Annotated in this window: 17 protein-coding genes; 9 read left to right on the top strand and 8 right to left on the bottom strand. The window is 71.3% G+C overall.

Going from position 1 to position 19,780, the window contains the following annotated elements; all coding sequences use genetic code 11:
- Nucleotides 1-50: 50 nt before the first annotated feature.
- The 3 genes from ACFYY6_RS00535 to ACFYY6_RS00525 all read left to right on the top strand — a co-directional run bounded on the left by ACFYY6_RS00535 (nt 51) and on the right by ACFYY6_RS00525 (nt 2,404).
- The gene (locus ACFYY6_RS00535; protein ID WP_389191062.1) at nt 51-953 is read left to right on the top strand and encodes a prepilin peptidase; all 903 of its coding nucleotides are present in this window, start codon (nt 51-53) and stop codon (nt 951-953) included.
- A gap of 56 nt (nt 954-1,009) precedes the next feature.
- A complete protein-coding gene (locus ACFYY6_RS00530) occupies nt 1,010-1,879 on the top strand; it encodes a class I SAM-dependent methyltransferase (RefSeq protein WP_389191059.1) in 870 nt (289 codons plus the stop codon).
- 66 nt (nt 1,880-1,945) lie between these two features.
- Entirely contained in the window at nt 1,946-2,404 is a 459-nt protein-coding gene (locus tag ACFYY6_RS00525; RefSeq protein WP_351628269.1) for a hypothetical protein, read from the top strand.
- A gap of 631 nt (nt 2,405-3,035) precedes the next feature.
- Here the strand turns inward: ACFYY6_RS00525 and mgrA are convergent.
- The gene (mgrA, locus tag ACFYY6_RS00520; RefSeq protein ID WP_389191056.1) at nt 3,036-4,076 is read right to left on the bottom strand and encodes an L-glyceraldehyde 3-phosphate reductase; all 1,041 of its coding nucleotides are present in this window, start codon (nt 4,074-4,076) and stop codon (nt 3,036-3,038) included.
- A gap of 201 nt (nt 4,077-4,277) precedes the next feature.
- Here mgrA and ACFYY6_RS00515 point away from each other — a divergent pair, with 201 nt between their 5' ends.
- From ACFYY6_RS00515 to ACFYY6_RS00500, 4 genes are all read left to right on the top strand, one after another.
- Nucleotides 4,278-5,039 carry an isoprenyl transferase gene (locus ACFYY6_RS00515; protein WP_351517511.1) on the top strand — a complete coding sequence of 254 codons (762 nt, stop codon included), beginning with the start codon at nt 4,278-4,280 and terminating at the stop codon, nt 5,037-5,039.
- A gap of 477 nt (nt 5,040-5,516) precedes the next feature.
- Complete coding sequence (locus ACFYY6_RS00510) at nt 5,517-6,839, top strand: PhoH family protein (RefSeq protein ID WP_351628273.1); 1,323 nt, start codon at nt 5,517-5,519, stop codon at nt 6,837-6,839.
- A 390-nt stretch (nt 6,840-7,229) separates the two neighbouring features.
- A complete protein-coding gene (locus ACFYY6_RS00505; protein WP_351517494.1) occupies nt 7,230-7,937 on the top strand; it encodes a lytic transglycosylase domain-containing protein in 708 nt (235 codons plus the stop codon).
- A 154-nt stretch (nt 7,938-8,091) separates the two neighbouring features.
- On the top strand, nt 8,092-9,519 hold the full coding sequence (locus tag ACFYY6_RS00500) for an AI-2E family transporter (protein ID WP_351517496.1): 1,428 nt from the start codon (nt 8,092-8,094) through the stop codon (nt 9,517-9,519).
- A 149-nt stretch (nt 9,520-9,668) separates the two neighbouring features.
- Here the strand turns inward: ACFYY6_RS00500 and ACFYY6_RS00495 are convergent, their stop codons facing one another.
- Together ACFYY6_RS00495 and ACFYY6_RS00490 are read right to left on the bottom strand one after the other, a co-directional pair.
- Nucleotides 9,669-10,202, bottom strand: coding sequence for an alkyl hydroperoxide reductase (locus ACFYY6_RS00495; protein WP_351517498.1), 534 nt, complete (start codon nt 10,200-10,202; stop codon nt 9,669-9,671).
- Between the two features lie 12 nt (nt 10,203-10,214).
- On the bottom strand, nt 10,215-10,769 hold the full coding sequence (locus tag ACFYY6_RS00490; protein ID WP_073781724.1) for a peroxiredoxin: 555 nt from the start codon (nt 10,767-10,769) through the stop codon (nt 10,215-10,217).
- 131 nt (nt 10,770-10,900) lie between these two features.
- On the opposite strand from ACFYY6_RS00490, the gene ACFYY6_RS00485 reads away from it, so the two are divergent.
- Nucleotides 10,901-11,869, top strand: a complete 969-nt coding sequence (locus ACFYY6_RS00485) for a hydrogen peroxide-inducible genes activator (RefSeq protein ID WP_389191054.1) — start codon at nt 10,901-10,903, stop codon at nt 11,867-11,869.
- Nucleotides 11,870-12,069: 200 nt separating this feature from the next.
- Here ACFYY6_RS00485 and ACFYY6_RS00480 read toward each other — a convergent pair whose 3' ends face one another.
- The 5 genes from ACFYY6_RS00480 to ACFYY6_RS00460 all read right to left on the bottom strand — a co-directional run bounded on the left by ACFYY6_RS00480 (nt 12,070) and on the right by ACFYY6_RS00460 (nt 17,140).
- Nucleotides 12,070-14,475: an ABC transporter permease gene (locus tag ACFYY6_RS00480; protein ID WP_389191051.1), complete on the bottom strand. Its 2,406-nt coding sequence runs from the start codon at nt 14,473-14,475 to the stop codon at nt 12,070-12,072.
- Complete coding sequence (locus ACFYY6_RS00475) at nt 14,472-15,158, bottom strand: ABC transporter ATP-binding protein (protein ID WP_351628283.1); 687 nt, start codon at nt 15,156-15,158, stop codon at nt 14,472-14,474. The genes ACFYY6_RS00480 and ACFYY6_RS00475 overlap by 4 nt, the downstream gene beginning before the upstream one ends.
- Nucleotides 15,155-15,679 (bottom strand): PadR family transcriptional regulator, encoded by a 525-nt coding sequence (locus ACFYY6_RS00470; RefSeq protein WP_351517502.1) that lies wholly within the window; start codon nt 15,677-15,679, stop codon nt 15,155-15,157. Before ACFYY6_RS00470 ends, ACFYY6_RS00475 begins: the two co-directional genes overlap by 4 nt.
- A gap of 154 nt (nt 15,680-15,833) precedes the next feature.
- On the bottom strand, nt 15,834-16,172 hold the full coding sequence (locus ACFYY6_RS00465) for a hypothetical protein (RefSeq protein WP_351526011.1): 339 nt from the start codon (nt 16,170-16,172) through the stop codon (nt 15,834-15,836).
- Nucleotides 16,169-17,140, bottom strand: a complete 972-nt coding sequence (locus tag ACFYY6_RS00460; RefSeq protein WP_351628286.1) for an SPFH domain-containing protein — start codon at nt 17,138-17,140, stop codon at nt 16,169-16,171. Before ACFYY6_RS00460 ends, ACFYY6_RS00465 begins: the two co-directional genes overlap by 4 nt.
- A gap of 221 nt (nt 17,141-17,361) precedes the next feature.
- Between ACFYY6_RS00460 and ACFYY6_RS00455 the strand changes: the two genes are divergently transcribed.
- Nucleotides 17,362-19,611, top strand: a complete 2,250-nt coding sequence (locus ACFYY6_RS00455) for a transglycosylase domain-containing protein (RefSeq protein ID WP_351628289.1) — start codon at nt 17,362-17,364, stop codon at nt 19,609-19,611.
- The last annotated feature ends 169 nt before the right edge of the window (nt 19,612-19,780 follow it).

Raw genomic sequence — 19,780 nt, 5'->3', positions numbered from 1 at the left:
GGGCCCCAGGACCCATGACCCGTGTCCGGCGCCCGCCTAGGGTCGGCAACGTGTACGCCATGCTGACAGCGCTCGCCGCACTCTGGGGAGCGGCGTCGGGGCTGCTGGTCCCGCGCGCCGCCTACCGGTTCTCCGTCGAACCGGAGGAGACCTGGCGCGACACCTGCCCCGAGGGCCACGCCCTGACCGGGGCTCTCGGCGGCTGGCTCGGCTCCGCGCGGTGTGCCGCCTGCGCGGAGGCGGTGCCGGTGACGACCGCCACGGCCGCCGGGTCCGGAGCCGAGGGCGGCGGCACGGGCGAGCCGGTCGGTGCTGCGGGGGATACGGCCGCCGGGCCGAAGGACGCGGATCCGGATCCGGCCCCGGACCCGGGCGACGCGCCGGGTGACGCGGACGCCGTGCGGGCCGTCCGTTACGCGCCCGGTGTGCTCGTGCCCCTGGTCACCGCCCTCGCCTGCGCCGTCCTCGCGGCGGCCGTCGGCCCCCGCCCCGAACTCGCCGTGTGGCTGCTGCTGGCTCCCGTCGGCGTGCTCCTCGCGGCCATCGACCGCCGGGTCCACCGGCTCCCCGACCAGCTGACCCTGCCCGCCGCCGGAGCGGTCACCGCGCTGCTCGGCGTCGCCGCGCTGCTTCCGGCGCACGCCGGGAACTGGGTGTCCGGCCTCCTCGGCGGGGCGGCTCTCGGCGGCTTCTACTTCCTGCTCTTCCTGATCAACCCCAACGGAATGGGCTTCGGGGACGTCAAGCTCGCCCTGTCCCTGGGCGTGGCCCTCGGCTGGTACGGCTGGACGGTCCTGTTCGTCGGCGGGTTCGCGGGCTTCCTGCTCGGCGCGGTGTACGGGTTCGGGCTGATGGTCCTGAAGCGGGCCGGGCGCAAGACGGGCATCCCGTTCGGCCCCTTCATGATCACGGGCGCGCTGGTCGGCATCCTTCTCGGCGGCCTGGCCGCCTGACCCAGCCCGCCGAATCGCGGTGGCGCCCGTCGTGCCCCGGCTGGCACGATCCCCGTATGTCCGGGACACCCGCAGAAGCGCCACGACCAGAGCCAGGACCGGGAGCAGAAGCGACGGGAGCGGCGGCAACGGCGACAGGGGTGACAGGGGCGCGAACGGCGGCGGAACGCGCGCGTTTCGACGCCCTCGTCGCCGAGGCGGCCGCCGTCCCCGTCGACGGCTGGGACTTCTCCTGGCTCGACGGCCGGGCCACCGAACAGCGCCCCTCCTGGGGCTACGCCCGCGCCATGGCCGACCGGATGGGCCGCGCCGGGGCGGCGCTCGACATCCAGACCGGCGGGGGCGAGGTCCTCGCCTCCGTACCGAGGCTGCCGCCCCTCGTCGTGGCCACCGAGGCGTGGCCGCCGAACGTCGCCCGCGCCACCGCCCTGCTGCACCCGCTCGGCGTGGCCGTGGTCGCCGACCCGGACGAGCCGCCGCTGCCGTTCGGGGACGGCGCCTTCGACCTGGTGGTCAGCCGGCATCCGGTGACCACCTGGTGGCCGGAGATCGCACGGGTGCTCGTGCCCGGGGGCACGTACTTCTCGCAGCAGGTCGGCCCGGCCAGCGTCTTCGAACTGGTCGAGTACTTCCTCGGCCCGCAGCCGCCCGAGGTGCGCGGCGCCCGCGACCCGGAACGGGCCCGGGCCGAGGCCGAGGCGGCCGGGCTCGACGTCGTCGATCTGCGGATGGAGGAGCTGCGTACCGAGTTCTTCGACATCGGCGCCGTCGTCTACTTCCTGCGGAAGGTGATCTGGATGGTGCCGGGCTTCACCGTCGAGGAGTACCGCCCGCGACTCGCCGAACTGCACCACCGGATCGAGACCGAGGGTCCGTTCGTCGCCCACACCACGCGGTTCCTGATCGAGGCCCGCAAACCCGGGTAGGCCGCGGCCTCTGCTCACGGACAGGGGTGCGACCCTGTACGGAGAGTACGTGGGAGGGAACTGGCCATGAGGACGGGCGACGAACGGGGAGCGCCGCGGGTGCCGCGGCAGGGCAGGGCGGACTGGCTCAGGGGTGCGCGCATCGTCGGGGTGTACGGCGTCCGCTACCGGCCGGAGGGTCTGATGGGGGAGCCCGAGGCCGTCGAGTTCCTGCTGGCCGACGGGCAATCGGTGCTGCTGACCTGCGCCTCCGACTGGACCCTGCGGGTCGGCCCCGGTTCGTGGCCGCGGCTGCCCACCTGGTGCGTGCCGTCCGGGCAGTGGGAGTTCGCCGCCGTGCCGAACCTGCCGCGGCCCCCCGAGGGCGGCTGGACCGTCACCCGTACCGAGGAACGCAGGGACGAGCGGGGCGAGGTGCGCGAGGCCGTCATCCGGTGCGAGGACGGGCGTTTCGTCGTCATCGGCGGCGAGACCCTGGCGGTCCGTTTCACCCGCGACCACCGCGGCGCACCGGCCACCGCCTGAGAGCCTGTCGGGTGACCTTCGATCGGAAAGCGGACGCGGCATGGTGCGTGCCATTCCAAGACGCCGGGATGTCTTTTTAGTGGAGCTACGAGGGCATTCCGGCAACGCCGGAAGCGTGCGTGCCAGGGCGTGGCCGCCCGGTCAGAGGTCGCCCGACGGGCTCTGAGCCCTTCCGGCCCCGTGGCGCGCCGCTCCGGGGCCGGGAGCGCACCGGAGTCCCGCAAGTTCGCAGAGTAATTGTGGAGTGGCGTGGCACGCAGCACCACTTACGAAGGGTTATGGTGGAAACCCCCCCTCGGGCCGGTCCGTAACCCCCCCCACGGACCGGCCCGTTTTTTGTGCGCCGGATCCGGGCCCGGTGTCCAGGCGCCGTATCCGCGCCGAGCCCTGTGCCACGGCCCTCCGCGCCGCCCCGTCCTGGGGAAGACCGTCCGCCAGCCGGAGGAAGACCGCTCGCCGGTCCGGAGGAGGGCGCCCGTCCGGCCGGGGCCGTCAACGCGGATCGTCAAGGCCGCACCCCGAAGGCCATCCGCCTCCCGAACTCCGTCCCGTCCCCGGCTCCGGCCCCGGCCCCGCGCGGGACCGGGGCCGGGACCGGGCATCTCCCTCTCCCCGTCCCCGGCCTCGTCCGTCAGCCGCGCCCGGCCCAGATGTTGGTGCCCTCGGTGTCCACGGCGAAGGTGTCGATCTCCCGCAGCTCCTCGGCGGACAGCGGCGGACCGGCGAGCGCCGCGACGTTCTCCTCCAGCTGTCGCACATTCGACGCGCCGATCAGCGCCGAGGTCATGCGGCCGTCCCGCAGCACCCAGTTCAGCGCCAGCTGGGCCAGCGACTGGCCGCGCCGGGCCGCGATGTCGTTCAGCCCGTTCAACCGGCGGACCACCTCCTGGGAGAGCAGCCCGGGGTCCAGCGACTTGCCCTGGGTGGCGCGCGAGCCCTCCGGGATGCCCGCCAGGTACTTGTCCGTGAGCAGGCCCTGGGCCAGCGGCACGAAGGAGATGCAGCCCATGCCGGCCGCCTCCAGGGTGTCGAGCAGCCCGTCGTCCTCGATCCAGCGGTTGATCAACGAGTAGGACGGCTGATGGATCAGGGCCGGTACGCCCATCTCCCTCAGCAGCCGGGCGGCCTCGGCGGTCTGCTCCGCGTCGTACGAGGACACACCCACGTACAGGGCCTTGCCCTGCCGGACCGCGGAGGCCAGCGCCCCCATCGTCTCCTCCAGCGGGGTGTCCGGGTCGAAGCGGTGCGAGTAGAAGATGTCGACGTAGTCGAGCCCCGTCCGTCGCAGCGAGGCATCCAGCGACGACAGCAGGTACTTGCGGGATCCCCACTCCCCGTACGGGCCGGGGTGCATCTCGTAACCGGCCTTGGTGGAGACGATCAGCTCGTCCCGGTACGGGGCGAAGTCCTGCCGGAATATCTTGCCGAAGTTGAGCTCGGCGGAGCCCGGCGGAGGCCCGTAGTTGTTCGCCAGGTCGAAGTGGGTCACACCGAGATCGAAGGCGCGGCGCAGGATCGCACGCTGGGAGTCGAGCGTGCGGTCGTCGCCGAAGTTGTGCCAGAGGCCGAGGGAGACGGCGGGGAGCTTGAGCCCGCTGCGTCCGGTGCGGCGGTATTCCATGGATTCGTAGCGCGAACCGGCAGCCCGGTAGAAGAGAGGAGAATCAGTCACGTTTCCCTCCTTATCACGGACTTGTGACAGGCCGGGTTGGGCCGGTCTGCCGCCCGCGCAGTAATGTTGCGGTCCCGGGGACAGCGAGGGCACGCGCGGAGCGATGGACTTTGCGGGGCGGTGCGGCGATCCCCAGAGAGGCCACCTCGGACCCCGGTCGACGGGGCGGGCGGGCCCGCATGGAACCGAGAGGTGAACTCAGTGAACTTGCGCGACCTGGTGTACAGGCTCTATGCGCGCCGGGTGGAGGCCCGCCTCGACCACACCCAGGTGCCCAAGCACATCGGCGTCATCCTCGACGGCAACCGGCGCTGGGCGAAGGCGTCCGGCGGCACGGCCGCGCAGGGGCACCAGGCCGGGGCCGACAAGATCCAGGAACTGCTCGGCTGGTGCAGCGAGACCGATGTGGAGGTCGTCACTCTCTGGCTCCTGTCCACGGACAACTTCGACCGGCCCGAGTCCGAGCTGACCCCGCTCCTTCGCATCATCGAGAACACCGTGCGCGACCTCGCCGCGGACGGCCGCTGGCGCGTCCACCACGTCGGCACGCTCGACCTGCTGCCCGCGCACACCCAGACCGTGCTCAAGGAGGCCGAACAGGCCACCCTCGGAGTCGACGGAATACTGGTCAACGTCGCCGTCGGCTACGGCGGGCGCCAGGAGATCGCGGACGCGGTCCGCTCGCTGCTGCTGGAGCACTCGGACAAGGGCACCTCCTTCGAGGAGCTCGCGGAGATCGTCTCCACCGACCTGATCTCCGAGCACCTCTACACCCGGGGCCAGCCCGACCCCGACCTGGTCATCCGCACCAGCGGCGAGCAGCGGCTGTCCGGCTTCATGCTCTGGCAGAGCGCCCACTCCGAGTACTACTTCTGCGAGGTCTTCTGGCCGGCCTTCCGCCGCGTCGACTTCCTGCGCGCCCTGCGCGACTACGCGGCCCGCCACCGCCGCTTCGGCGGCTGACACCGCACGGCGCGGGGCACCGCCGCCCCCGGAACACCGCCCGCGGGGAACGGCACCCTGCAAGGACGCCACCCGAGCGGGGGACAGCATCCGCGGGACAGCATTCGCGGAGACACCACCTGCCGGAACGTCATATGCCCCGGACAGCGGCACCGCACAACCGGGCCGTCACATGCCCGGGACACCTCACCCGGCCCGCCCGCGCCCACGACGCGGCATGGCTTCGCGTGTTCGAGGGAATACCTCTGGCAGGTCGACGTCCGGTCGCAGGCAAGGCGGACGTCGTGTCCAAGTGAGCGGCATGGAGTCCGCTCGCCCGGGAGGCCCTTTGCACACGAAGGACCGTACACAGTGCGTCCGACACGGAGGGCCGGTGCTCGGCCCGTGCATCGGGGCCGCAGCCCGGTCCGTCCTCTCCCCTAGGGATGTTCCGCGACGCCGTCCACCCCAACCTCGTCCGAGGGGGTACGTCCTTCCGTGGTGACCAGCACAAAGCGCCGCATGTCCGACAGGCGCACCTACGTTCTCGACACCAGCGTCCTGCTGGCCGATCCCAACGCCATGGCCCGGTTCGACGAGCACGAGGTCGTGCTCCCGATCGTGGTGGTCACGGAACTGGAGGCCAAGAGGCACCACCCGGAGCTGGGGTACTTCGCCCGGCAGGCCCTGCGCCGGCTGGACGACATGCGGACCCGGTACGGCCGCCTGGACGACCCCCTCCCGCTGGGGGACCTGGGCGGGACGCTGCGCGTCGAGCTCAACCACTCCGACCCCGGCGTGCTGCCCGCCGGCTACCGGTTGGGTGACAACGACTCACGGATCCTCGCGGTCGCGCGCAACCTCCAGGCCGAGGGGTACGACGTCACGGTCGTGTCGAAGGACCTGCCGCTGCGCATCAAGGCGTCCTCGGTCGGGCTCCTCGCCGAGGAGTACCGTGCCGAGCTGGCCATCACCGACTCGGGCTGGACGGGCATGTCGGAACTGCCCTTGGCCGCCGAGCAGGTGGACCTGCTCTATGGGGAGGAGACGCTGTACGTCCCCGAGGCGGCGGACCTGCCGGTGCACACCGGGCTGGTCCTCCAGTCCGAGCGCGGCAAGGCCCTCGGCCGGGTCACCGCCGACGGGAACATCCGCCTGGTGCGCGGCGACCGCGAGGTCTTCGGCATCCACGGCCGCAGCGCCGAGCAGCGCATCGCGCTCGACCTCCTCCTCGACCAGGACGTCGGCATCGTGTCGCTGGGCGGCCGGGCCGGCACCGGCAAGTCGGCGCTGGCGCTCTGCGCCGGTCTCGAAGCCGTGCTGGAACGCAGGCAGCACCGGAAGGTGATGGTCTTCCGCCCGCTGTACGCGGTCGGCGGGCAGGAACTGGGCTATCTCCCCGGCACCGAGGCCGAGAAGATGAGTCCCTGGGCGCAGGCCGTCTTCGACACCCTGTCCGCGGTCGCAGGGCGCGAGGTGATCGAGGAGGTGCTGGGGCGGGGGATGCTGGAGATCCTGCCGCTCACCCACATCCGGGGCCGCTCGCTGCATGACTCCTTCGTGATCGTCGACGAGGCGCAGTCCCTCGAACGGAACGTCCTTTTGACTGTGTTGTCGCGGATCGGGTCGAATTCCCGCGTGGTCCTCACGCACGACGTGGCCCAGCGGGACAACCTGAGGGTCGGCCGGTACGACGGAGTCGTCGCCGTGGTCGAGAAGCTGAAGGGACATCCGCTCTTCGCGCACGTCACGCTCACCCGTTCCGAGCGCTCCCCGATCGCCGCACTGGTGACCGAAATGCTGGAGGAAGGCCAGATCTGATACGGGATACGACCGTTGGTGCCGCCCGGCGAGCGCAGCAGCTTAGCCGGGCGGCATCGCGCTGCGGTGGCTTTTCCGTAAATCACTTGCTCCAAACGAGGTGTGAGCTTTCCCACGCAACGGAGAATTGCTTCCTGGCGTGACGTTCCGGCAGAGTCTTGCTTCCGTCAGGCCCCGCATACGGCACACCCGCACCTCCAGAGGTGCCATGCACCACACAACTCAACAACCGTCCGCCGTATGCCGCCCGCGAGTACCACGCGGCGCTCCCCCTCCGGGGGCGCCCACCGGGCCCGTGCCTCCCGTGACCCAAGCAGTAGGGAGGCCAGTGTCAGGGGCACGATTGCGCCCGCGAGGTCACCTAAGCGGGCGGTGCTGGAAGGAAACCGTGTGAGCCGGATCTCGGTCCGGGGGTTCGCAGTGGCATCGGCCACCGCGGTCACCACCGTCGGCGCCGTCGTAGGCGTTGCCTCGGGCAGCACTCCCGCTGCCGACGACAACAACTTCGAGGCGACCGCAGCCGACACCACGCTGCTCGCAGACATCCCCGCCGGTCAGCAGGCCCAGGTGCAGACCGCCTCGCTCACGCAGCAGGCCGACGCCCAGGCGTCCGCGGCCGACGCGGCGGCGAAGAAGTCCGCAGAGGAAGCGGCCCGTATCCAGGCCGCCAAGGACGCCAAGACGAAGAAGCAGGCGGCCGAGGCGAAGCTGGAGCAGGAACGCCAGGCGAAGAAGGCGAAGGAAGCCGAGCGCGCCAGCCGTTCCGAGGTGCGCAGCACGGCCACGTTCGCCCAGCAGAGCTCGTACACCGTGGCCCAGGTCCAGGCGATCGCGCGGCAGATCGTGCCCGCCGACCAGTTCCAGTGCTTCAGCAACATCGTGAACCACGAGTCCACCTGGAACTACCGGGCGAGCAACCCGTCCTCCGGCGCCTACGGTCTCGTGCAGGCGCTGCCCGGCTCGAAGATGTCCTCCGCCGGTGCCGACTGGCAGACCAACCCGGCCACCCAGATCAAGTGGGGTCTCAGCTACATGGACGGCCGCTACGGCAGTCCCTGCGGCGCCTGGTCGTTCTGGCAGGCCAACCACTGGTACTGAGTTCCGGTACCGGGATCTCAACCTTCCGAAGCCCCTCACTGTCCTACGGTGAGGGGCTTCGCGCGTGTACGGTCGGGTCCGGACGGCCGGGCGGGCGCGGGAGCGCGGCGCGTGGCGCGTGGCGGGGAGAGGGAGCGGGGGAAGAGAAACGATCATGTCGAGACTTCCGGGGTGGCTCGGCCGCCTTGGCACGGAACTGACCGTACTGGGCGAGCGGCTGGAACGGCGCACGGCCGGGGCCGAGGGGGGCGGGGCTGCCATGGCTGACGAGGGCGCGCCGGTCGGGCCGCCGATGACGAGCACGTTCGTACCGGACGACGCGGTCCGGCGCGAACCCGCCGACCATGTGCCGCCCCCTCCCACGTACGCCCCGTCGGTCGCCGCCCGGCCCGATCCGGTCGCGGCGATCCCCTGGAGCATGCGGGTCGCCGCCGAGGCGGGCTGGCGGCTGCTCGTCCTGGCGGGCACGCTCTGGGTGCTGGCGAAGGTCATCAGCACCGTGCAGCTGGTGGTGCTGGCGTTCGTCGCCGCGCTGCTCGTCACCGCGATGCTCCAGCCCACCGTCGCCTGGCTGAAGCGGCGCGGGCTGCCGCGTGGTCTCGCCACCGCGGTCACCGCGGTCCTGGGCTTCGTCATCATCGGCCTGGTCGGCTGGTTCGTGGTCTGGCAGGTGATGGACAACCTCGACACCCTCTCCGACAAGGTGCGGGCGGGGATCGAGGAACTGAAGCACTGGCTGCTCGACAGCCCCTTCCACGTCACCGAGCAGCAGATCAACGATGTCGCGAAGAACCTCAGCGACACCATCGGCACCAACACCGAGGAGATCACCTCCGCCGGGCTGCAGGGCGTCACCGTGATGGTGGAGTTCCTGACCGGGACGCTGCTGGCGATGTTCTCGACGCTCTTCCTGCTGTACGACGGGAAGCGCATCTGGCAGTGGGTGCTCAAGCTGGTGCCCGCCCAGGCCCGTCCGGGCTTCGCCGGGGCCGGGCCGCGGGCCTGGCGGACGCTGACCGCCTATGTGCGGGGCACGGTGATAGTGGCGATGATCGACGCGATCTTCATCGGACTGGGGATCTGGTTCCTCAATGTGCCGATGGCGGTGCCGATCGCCGTGTTCATCTTCCTCTTCGCCTTCATTCCGCTGGTCGGCGCGGTGATCTCCGGGGCGCTCGCGGTGGTCGTGGCGCTGGTCACCGAGGGCGTGTTCACGGCGCTGATGGTGCTGGCCGTGGTGCTCGCGGTGCAACAGATCGAGGGCCACGTACTGCAGCCGTTCATCCTGGGGCGCGCGGTGCGCGTGCATCCGCTCGCCGTCGTCCTGTCCGTCGCGGCCGGCGGCATGGTCGCGGGCATCGGGGGAGCGGTCGTCGCGGTGCCGCTGGTCGCGGTCACCAACACGGTGGTCGGCTATCTGCGCGCCTACGGGCAGGAGGAGGCGCTGCGGCACTCCCCGCCGCCGCGCGGGGCGACCGCGCTGGACATCGCTCCCACACCCGCGCCGGGCTCACCGCCCGAGGGCCGGGACGGCGACGCCGGGAACGGCGGTGGCGGGAAGCACGGCGCCGACGGGCCGTGACCGGCGGCGACCGGTGCCGGGGAGCCTCTTGCGGGAAACGCGAAGCGGGAAGCGGGGCAGCAGGAGAAGCGGCGCGGGACGCACGGGAAGAGCCCCGGGGACGGTCGGTCGTCCTCGGGGCTCTTCCCGTGCCAGGGGCGGTGCCGGTCCTACTCGGCGAGCACAGCCTCGGCATCGAGGGTCACGCCGACCGCCTGGATCACCGCAGCGATCTTGAAGGCTTCCTGGATCGTCTCACGGTCCACGCCGGCCTTGCGCAGCACCTGCTCGTGGGAGTCCAGGCACTGGCCGCAGCCGTTGATCGCGGAGACGGCGAGCGACCACAGTTCGAAGTCGGTCTTCTCCACACCGGGGTTGCCGATGACGTTCATCCGCAGACCCGCGCGCAGCGTCCCGTACTCGGGGTCCGACAGCAGGTGCCGGGTCCGGTAGAAGACGTTGTTCATCGCCATGATGGCGGCGGCCGACTTCGCGGCGGAGTACGCCTCCGCGGAGAGGTTGGCCTTCGCCTCCGGCTCCAGCTCGCGCAGCACCCTCGGCGAGCGCGAGGCGATCGCGCAGGCGAGGACGGTGCCCCACAGCTGCTGCTGCGGGAGACCGCTGTTCCCGATGACCGAACCGAGGTTCAGCTTCAGGTCCTTGGCGAAGTCCGGGACGGCGGCCTTCAGTTCGTCGAGTGCCATGGTGCTGTCAGCTCACTCGCCCGCGAGGAGCGCGACCGGGTCGAGGGTGTCGTCGCCCTTGGACCAGTTGCACGGGCACAGCTCGTCGGTCTGCAGCGCGTCGAGGACCCGCAGGACCTCCTTGGGGTTACGGCCCACGGAACCGGCGGTCACCATCGTGAACTGGATCTCGTTGTTCTGGTCGACGATGAAGACGGCGCGCTGGGCGAAGCCGTCCTCGCCCTCGATGCCGAGCGCGCGCATGAGCTCGTGCTTCGAGTCGGCCAGCATCGGGAAGGGCAGGTCGGTCAGGTCCGGGTGGTCCTTGCGCCAGGCGTGGTGCACGAACTCGGAGTCACCGGAGAAGCCGAGGACCTGGGCGTCACGGTCGGCGAACTCGTCGTTCAGCTTGCCAAAGGCGGCGATCTCGGTGGGGCACACGAAGGTGAAGTCCTTCGGCCACGCGAAGACGATCTTCCACTTGCCCTCGTAGGTCTTGTGGTTGATCTGCTCGAACTCCTTGCCCTTCTCCAGCGAGACACAGGCGGTCAGGTCGAACTCGGGGAACTTGTCACCGACAGTGAGCACGCGCTCTCCTTGCAGCGTGGAACTCCCGGGTCGGGGGAGTTCCTGAGGGTTGGACGATCACCACCTTGGCACAGAGTGCATTGATAGCGGAAATAGCTACAATCGGTCGTGATGATCGGAGGTGCCTATCAGTGGCGCGAGGTAATCACGGCGGCCAGGGGCACCGGACGAAGCAGCCCAGCCTGTCACAGCTGCGGGCCTTCACGGCCGTCGCGGAGCATCTGCACTTCAGGGACGCCGCGGCGGCCATCGGGATGAGCCAGCCGGCGCTCTCCGGGGCCGTGTCGGCGCTGGAGGACGCGCTGGGCGTGCAGCTCATCGAGCGTACGACGCGCAAGGTACTGCTCTCGTCGGCGGGGGAGCGGCTCGCGGTCCGGGCGCGGGCGGTGCTGGACGCGGTCGGCGAGCTGATGGAGGAGGCCGAGGCGGTCCGGGCCCCCTTCACCGGAGTGCTCAGGCTCGGCGTGATCCCCACCGTCGCCCCGTATCTGCTGCCGACCGTGCTGCGCCTGGTCCACGACCGCTATCCGGAACTCGACCTCCAGGTGCACGAGGAGCAGACCTCCTCGCTGTTGGAGGGGCTGGCCGCCGGCCGGCTGGATCTGCTGCTGCTCGCCGTGCCGCTCGGGGTGCCGGGGGTGAGCGAACTCCCGCTCTTCGACGAGGACTTCGTGCTGGTCACGGAGCGGGACCACTGGTTGGGCGGACGCGCCGACATTCCGCGCGAGGCGCTGCGCGAGCTGCCGCTGCTGCTGCTCGACGAGGGGCACTGCCTGCGTGACCAGGCGCTCGACATATGCCGGGAGGCGGGGCGCGCGGCGGGCGCGGCGGGCACCACGTCCGCGGCCGGGCTCTCCACGCTGGTGCAGCTGGTGGCTGGCGGCCTCGGGGTGACGCTGCTGCCGCGTACCGCGGTGACGGTCGAGACCGGCCGCAACGACGCGCTGGCCACCGGGTACTTCGCGGAGCCCGCGCCCTCGCGCCGGGTGGCGCTGGGGATGCGTACGGGCGCCGCGCGGCACGAGGAGTTCGAGGAGTTCGCGGTCGCGCTGCGCGAGGCGATGCGGACGCTTCCGGTGCGGGTGACGGCGGGGACGTAGCCGCACGGAGAGCGGTCGTCACGAGAGAGCTGCCGTACGGGGCGGTCGTGCGGGAGAGCAGTCGTACGGCAGAGCTGTCGTGCGGCAGAGCTGTCGTGCGGGGACGGCCGTGCGGAGAAGGGGCGCGGCTCCCCGGAGGACCGGGAACCGCGCCCCGGCGGCCGGGCGGCCGCACCCCTCACGGCGCGGGGCGGACGCCGTCACTCCGTACGCAGGCCGTCCGGCCGCATCATGCGCCACAGCGGCGGCAGCGACAGCAGGGTGACGAGCAGGACGAGTCCCGCGCCCGCCCCCGCCAGCGGCAGGAACAGCCACCAGTCGGTCACCCGCATGCCGATCATGCGGACCAGCACGGCGCCCAGACCGACGCCGCCCGCGACCGCGACCGTGACACCGATGAGCACGGGGACGGCCGTCTGCCAGAGGACCGACCAGGCGAGCGTCGTGCGGCGGGTGCCGAAGGCGACCAGCACCGACAGCAGGCGCTTGCGCTCCCGCAGCTGCTCCAGCTGCGAGACCAGCATCGCGGCGGCGATCAGCAGCAGGGTCAGGGTCGCGCCGACCTGGAGACCGCGCTGCACACTGGCGTACTTCTTGTCGCGGGCCACCGACGTCAGGGTCGTGACCCTCATCGCGGGGTCGATCCTGGCCGCCGTGTTCCGTACGTGCTCCGCGACGTCCTCGACGCTCTCGTCCACCCGGATCTGCGTGTTGGTCGTCGCGCCCGGCAGCTTGCCGGGGTCGAGTGCGCCGATGGTGGCCATGATGCCCATGGATTCCTCCCCCAGCGGGCTGCGGCGGGTGACGACCGTCCGGGAGTCGGCGGGCAGGGTCCACCGCGTCGCCTTCCGGCCGAGCTCCGTGCCGATCTCGACCTCCTTGCCCTTGCGGGCCGTCCGGTCGACCCAGTCGGACATCTTCTTGTTGTTCCGGGGGTGGACCACGAAGGTGTCGCCGTCCTCGCAGGAGTCGATCCGGGCCAGTTCGCGCAGGGTCCCGCAGTCGCCGACGACGAGACTGGTGGTCGGCTGGACCTCGTGGTCGGCGTACCGGCCGGGCCGGGTGACATACACCTCGACCTTGCCGATGACGGCCTTCACTCCCTTGGTGGCCCTGAACTCCTCGATGGTCCGGGTGGCCGCCCGAGGGCTGACCTTCTCGGAGAATGTGTGGAACTGGGCCCGCGACGGGTCCTGTCCGGTCATCTCGGTGAACTCGTCGCCCACCGCGGCGAACAGCATCTGCAGCGCTACCGCGCCCGCGACCGCGACCGTGATGCCGCTGACCGCGCGGGCGGCGGCCCCGCTGCTCAACTGGAGCCTGCGGGTGGCGAGCTGCCAGGGCACCGGGCCGCCGTGCAGCCGGTTCACGCACGCCCCGACCAGCCAGGGCAGCAGCAGCGCGAGCCCGACCAGGACCAGCACGGCACCGCCAGCGATCGGGTACGGATCGACCGGGGTGTACGGGTCGACCTTGCCGGTCAGCCCGAGCACCGCCAGGCCCGCGACCGGCACCAACAGCCGCCACCAGAGCCGGCGCCCGCGGTCGCGGCCGTTGCGCACGACACCGAGCGGTTCGATCACCACCGAGCGCAGGGCGGCCAGCGTGACCAGTACCGCCGCCACCGGAACGGCGACGACGACCAGCGTCGTCAGCAACGGGTCGGGCACCAGGTCGGACGGGAAGGCGCTGACGTCCCACACTTCCACGTACCCGACGAGCCGACGCCCCGTAAGGAAGATCGCCGCCCCGGTCAGCAGACCGAGCAGCGCCCCGAACAGGGCCTCGCCGGCCGCGATCCGGCGGGTCATCCGGATGTCCGTGCCGACCAGGCGCAGCGCGGCGAGCCGACGGTCGCGGCGGTCGCCGCCGAACCGCACCGCCGTCGCGATGAAGATCGCGACCGGCACCAGCAGCACCACGTAGATCATGACGACCAGCACGATGAGGACGGGCGGCATATTCTCGCCCAGCCCCGGGTCGCCGTAACCGGCCATCCGGTGACCGCCGTCGGCGGCGGTCAGGGTGTCGCTGCCCGCGTAGTAGAAGAACTCCCCCGGCGAGACCAGGCCGGGGTCGGCGATCGTGCCGGTGATCCGGTACGGCAGCCGTTGCTTGAGGAGGGCGCCCTCCGAGGAGTCCAGCAGTTTCTTCAGCGCGGGGGAGGCCACCATCTCGTCCGCGCCGGGGAAGCGCGCGACGCCCGGCGGGAGCACCGGGTGCGCGCCGTCCGCGCGCATCAGGTAGCCCTCGACGACGCGGCCGCGGAACTCGGTCTCCGTGCCGACCCGCAGGACCGAGGTGTCCGACTTCTCGGCCGGGACGCCGGGGCCGCCGGCGGCGACGCTCTCGGCGCGGGCGGCGCTGCGCGCGTGGCGTTCCTGGAGCAGGTGCGGTGCGGAGGCGGCGGTCAGGAGCAGGGCCACCCCGAGACCGACGCCGAGCGCGGTCAGTACGGTGCGGGCCCAGCCCTCGCGCCCGCCGCCTACGGCGAACCGGATGCCGAGGCCGAGGTCGCGCAGCAGTGCGGCGATGCCGGTGGGCGCGGTGGTGGCGGGCCGGGGCGGGGCCGCGGCCGGTGCCTTCCCGCGGTCGGGCAGGGTCATGTGGCGTGCTCCAGATCGCGGGTCCGCCCGTCGCGCACGGTGACGTCGCGGTCGGAGTACGCGGCGACGCGGGCCTCGTGGGTCACCAGGACCACGGCGACATTGGTGGACCGGGCCGCCTCGGTGAGCAGTTCCATGACCCGTTCGCCGTTGAGGGAGTCCAGGGCGCCGGTCGGCTCGTCGGCGAAGATCACCTCGGGGGAGGCGGCCAGTGCGCGGGCCACGGCGACGCGTTGGCCCTGACCGCCGGAGACCTCGCCGGGGCGCTTGGCGCCGACGGTGTCCACCTCCAGGCGCTCCAGCCAGTGGAGGGCGGTGCGCTCGGCCTCCTTGCGCCCGGCGCCGGCCAGCCGGAGCGGCAGGGCGACGTTCTCCACACAGGTCAGCTCCGGGACGAGCTGCCCGAACTGGAAGACGAAGCCGAACTCGGTGCGGCGCAGGGCGCTGCGTTCGGCGTCGGACATCGCGGTGAGCTCGCGGCCCGCGTAGGTGATCGTGCCCCGGTCGGGGGTGACGATGCCGGCGAGGCAGTGCAGCAGGGTGGACTTGCCGGAGCCGGAGGGGCCCATCACGGCGACGACCTCGCCGGGGTGGATGGAGAACGAGGCGCCGTCGAGCGCCGGGGTGGAGCCGTAGGACTTGTACAGGCCGTCGGCGGCGAGCAGGGAACCGTCGGGGGTCACGGCCGGACCTCCTCGGCCAGCCGGTCCAGCCGGACGGCGGTCAGTTCGAGCCAGCGCAGATCGGCTTCCAGGTGGAAGAGCGCGTGGTCGCAGATCAGCTGGTCGGCGAGGTCGCCGCGGCGCTTGCGGTCGGTGAGGGCGCGCATGAGCCGCAGGTGCTCGGTCCGCTGGGTGTCCAGCAGGGCCTCGGCGCTGCGGCCGGTGAGCAGGGCCAGGACGACCTTGGTGTAGAGCGTCGACTGGAGGTACGGCTCGGGCTGCTCCGGCCGGGCGAGCCAGGCGTCGACGTCGGTGATCCCGGCCTCGGTGATGGCGTAGCGCTTGCGCTCGGGTCCGCTGCCGCTCTCGATGCCGTCGACCTCCACGAGGCCGTTCTTCAGCAGCCGGGACATGGTCGAGTAGACCTGGCCGTAGTGCAGGGGCCGGTCGTGGCCGAACTTCTCGTCGAACGTGCGCTTGAGGTCGTAGCCGTGGCGGGGGCCGGACTCCAGAAGTCCGAGCAGGGTGTGGCCGATAGACATGCCCAGCACTGTACATGGTGTGTATACATCGGGTTTATACGCGGGTGGAGGCGGGGGGCGGAGAGGGAAGGCGGGGGAACGGCGGACGACGGGGCCCGGAGCGGGTTCCGTCCGCTCCGGGCCCCGTCGTCGACAGGGTGCGATGCCCTACTCCCTAGTCCCGCTCCGGGGGCTTGGGCGGGCGTCCCCGGCGTGGGATCGGGCGGGCCGTGCCCGGCAGGCGGCCCGCCTCCGCCAGCGCCTTGCGCAGCAGGAACTCGATCTGGGCGTTCGCGCTGCGCAGTTCGTCGGAGGCCCAGCGGGCCAGCGCGTCGTGCACCGCGGGGTCCAGCCGCAGCAGCGTCTGCTTGCGCCGCGGCGGTGTCCGGCGTGCCGGGGAGCCGGAGGTCCCGGACGGGGTCGAAGACCGCTCCGGAGGCCCGGGAGAGCCGGCCGGTCCCGGAGGGCCGGGCGGCTCCGAGGGCTCCGGAGGTCCGGGGGTCTCGTCCGTCACTGGTAGAGGGTGCCCGTGTTGAGGACCGGCTGTGCGGCCCGGTCGCCGCACAGCACCACCATCAGATTGCTGACCATGGCCGCCTTCCGCTCCGAGTCCAGCTCGACGATGTCCTGTTCGGCGATGCGGGTCAGCGCCATCTCGACCATGCCGACGGCGCCCTCCACGATCTGCTGCCGGGCCGCGACGACCGCGCCCGCCTGCTGGCGCTGGAGCATCGCGGAGGCGATCTCGGGCGCGTACGCGAGATGGCTGAAGCGCGACTCGATGATCCGCACGCCGGCGGCCCGCACCCGGGCGGTGAGCTCCGCGGCCAGCTTCTCGGTGATCTCCTCGGCGTTGCCCCGCAGCGAGAGGCCGTCCTCCTCGTGCGCGTCGTACGGGTACTCGATCGCGATGTGCCGCACGGCCGCCTCGGTCTGGGTGGCGACGAACTCCAGGAAGTCGTCGACCTCGAACAGCGCCTGCGCGGTGTCCTCGACCTTCCAGACGACGATCGCGGCGAGCTCGATCGGATTGCCGTAGGCGTCGTTGACCTTCAGGACCGCGGTCTCGTGGTTGCGCACCCGGGTGGAGATCTTCTGGCTGCTGGTGAGCGGGTTGATCCAGCGCAGTCCGTCGGTGCGGATCGTGCCGACGTACCGGCCGAACAGCTGGATGACCCTCGCCTCGCCCGGTGCGACCATCTTCACGCCCGTCATGCAGAAGAACGAGGCGATGGCGAGCAGGAGCCCGAGGACGATGACCAGGGCCCCCGCGGCGTCGCTCCCGTTCGAGCCGACGACGACGCCGACGATCACCAGGGCGATACCGGCGAACACCCCCAGCACGGTCAGCAACAGGCCGAGTCCACCGGGAATGCTGTGCGCCGTCACCTCCCTCACCTGCGGATCGGGCAGTTGCGGAGCGTCCGGCGCGAGGTCGGTGGCCGGCGCGGACACCGTGTGTCCGGCGCTTCGGTCGGTCATGGGGTCCCCCCGTGTGCTAGGCATTCAACGTGTAATCAATGTGATAACACATTTTCTGCTTTCGCAACCCTGGGCGCCTCTCGTGAGTCGGTTCCCTAGAGAGCGCGTGCTGATTGTCACGTCCGGAAAAGTCCGCATCGCTTGCTTTCCGTCCGTGTGGACGGTGTTAGCTGAGTCGAGCCGACCGTCCGGTCGAGCGGAGAAACAGGAGCGGAACAGCGATGGGTCGAGCGGATGCGCGACGAGCCCAGCGGCGCGGAGCGCGGCGGGCGCCGAAGAGGGGCGGCATACGCGGACTCTTCACCTGGCGGAAGATGCTGGGCGCCTTCTTCGGGCTCTGCCTGCTGGTCATGGGTGCCTGCGTGGGGCTCTACCTGTACGTGGACATACCCAAGGCCAACGCTCTGGCGGAGCGGCAGAGCAACGTCTACCGCTACAGCGACGGCAGCCTGCTGACCCGTACCGGCGACGGGGTCAACCGCCAGAACGTGGATCTCTCCGAGGTCCCCAAGGACGTGCAGTACACCTTCGTCGCCGCCGAGAACAAGACGTTCTACGACGACCAGGGCATCGACCTGAAGGGCACCACGCGCGGCATCCTGAACACGCTCATGGGCAAGGGCAAGCAGGGCGGCTCGACCATCACCCAGCAGTACGTGAAGAACTACTACCTGTCGCAGGAGCCGACGGTCAGCCGCAAGCTCCAGGAACTGGTGATCGCTCTCAAGATCGACCAGAAGATGGGCAAAAAGGACATCCTCGCCGGGTACATCAACACCGCCTTCTACGGGCGCGGCGCCAGCGGGGTCCAAGCCGCGGCCCAGGCGTACTACGGGGTCGACGCCAAGGATCTGAACGTCGCCCAGGGCGCCTACCTGGCCTCGCTGCTCCAGGCCCCCAGCCAGTACGACTGGGCGACCGCCACGCCGACCGGCCGCAAGCTCGTCCGGGAGCGCTGGGACTACACGCTCGACAACATGGTCGAGATGCACTGGCTCGACAAGGCGAAGCGCGACACCCTGAAGTTCCCCGTCCCGATGAAGCCCAAGCCCGCCCCCGGCATGGAGGGCCAGACCGGTTACCTCGTCGAGGCCGCCAACCAGGAGCTCGACAAGCAGGGCATCACGGAGGAGGTGCGGCAGGCCGGCGGCTGGACGTTCACCCTCAACATCGACAAGAAGCGCCAGAAGGAGCTGGAGAAGGCCGTCGACCAGCGGCTGGAGTCCAAGCTCGACCGCAAGGGCAACAAGGTCGACGCGACCGTCCAGGCGGGCGCGACCTCCGTCGACCCGAAGTCCGGAGCGGTCGTCGCCCTCTACGGTGGGGTTGACTACGTCAAGCACTACCGGTCCAACGCCACCCGCCAGGACTACCAGCCCGCCTCCACGTTCAAGCCGCTGGTGTTCGCCTCCGCGCTGGAGAACGGGGCGAAGACCCAGAACGGCGACCTGATCGGCGTCAACACCCGGTACGACGGCACCAGCAAGCGGCCCGTCGTGGGCAGCAGCACCCCGTTCGCCCCGCAGAACGAGGACGACGTCAGCTACGGCGACGTCACCGTGCAGAAGGCCATGAACAAGTCGATCAACTCGGTCTTCGCGCAGATGGTCGTGGACGTCGGCCCGGCGGAGGTGAAGAAGACCGCGCTGGCGCTCGGTGTGCCCGACAAGAACTTCCCCGAGCGCCCCGCCATCACGCTCGGCACGATGAACGCCTCCACCTGGGACATGGCGGGCGTCTACGCCACACTCGACAACCACGGCAAGAAGGTCAACCCCTTCATCGTGAAGTCCGCCAAGCACAGCAGCCGGACGTACGAGCCGGTCGAGGGCATCGGCGAGCAGGCGATCAGCCGCAAGTCCGCCGACACCGTGACCTCGGTCCTGCGGGGCGTCGTGGACGAGGGCTCCGGTCATGAGGCCAACACCACGGCCTACGACGCGGCGGGCAAGACGGGTACGGCGGAGGAGAACAAGGCCGCGCTGTTCGCGGGCTACACCCCCGAGCTCACCACGGTCGTCGCGCTGTTCGGCGAGAACCCGCAGGGCGGTGCCCAGGTCAGCCTCACCGGCACCGCCAACGCAGGCCGGGCCAACGGCGGCGGCTTCCCGGCGCAGATCTGGGCGGACTACACGCTGGCCGCGCTGAACGGCGGCTCCGACGCGAAGTTCGATCTGGAGGACGTCGAACAGGGCGAGTCGACCGTGCGGCAGACCCCGTCGAACACGCCGTCGGCGCCGGAGAGTCCGGCGCAGTCGCCGACCCGGGACCCCAACCCGCCGGAGCAGAGCCCGAGCCGGACGCAGGAGCCGCCGCCCGCCGAGACGCCCGACGTACCGTCGTCGAGCCAGTCGCCGGAGAGCCCGGCGAGCGAGACCCCGGGCCTGCCGGGCGGCGACGGCCCGGACCCGGGCCGACCGGGTGACAACGGCGCCAACAACGTCGTCGGCAACAACCCGCCCGCCCGGTGAGCGGGTGAACCGGCCATGACGGCACGGGGCGGGGGGGGGGCCCCCCGGGGGGCCCCCCCCCCCCCCGCGGGGGGGCCCCCCGGGGCCAAGGGCCGCGGGGGGGGGGGGCAACCCCCCCCGCCCCAGATTGGGGGCCCGGGGCCCCGGGGCGGGTGGCACAGGGGCCCCC

The organism is Streptomyces sp. NPDC001750, from assembly GCF_042892615.1.
Classification (GTDB): domain Bacteria; phylum Actinomycetota; class Actinomycetes; order Streptomycetales; family Streptomycetaceae; genus Streptomyces.
Note: the sequence above shows the minus strand (reverse complement) of the source record. Positions and strands in the feature narration are given on the sequence as shown.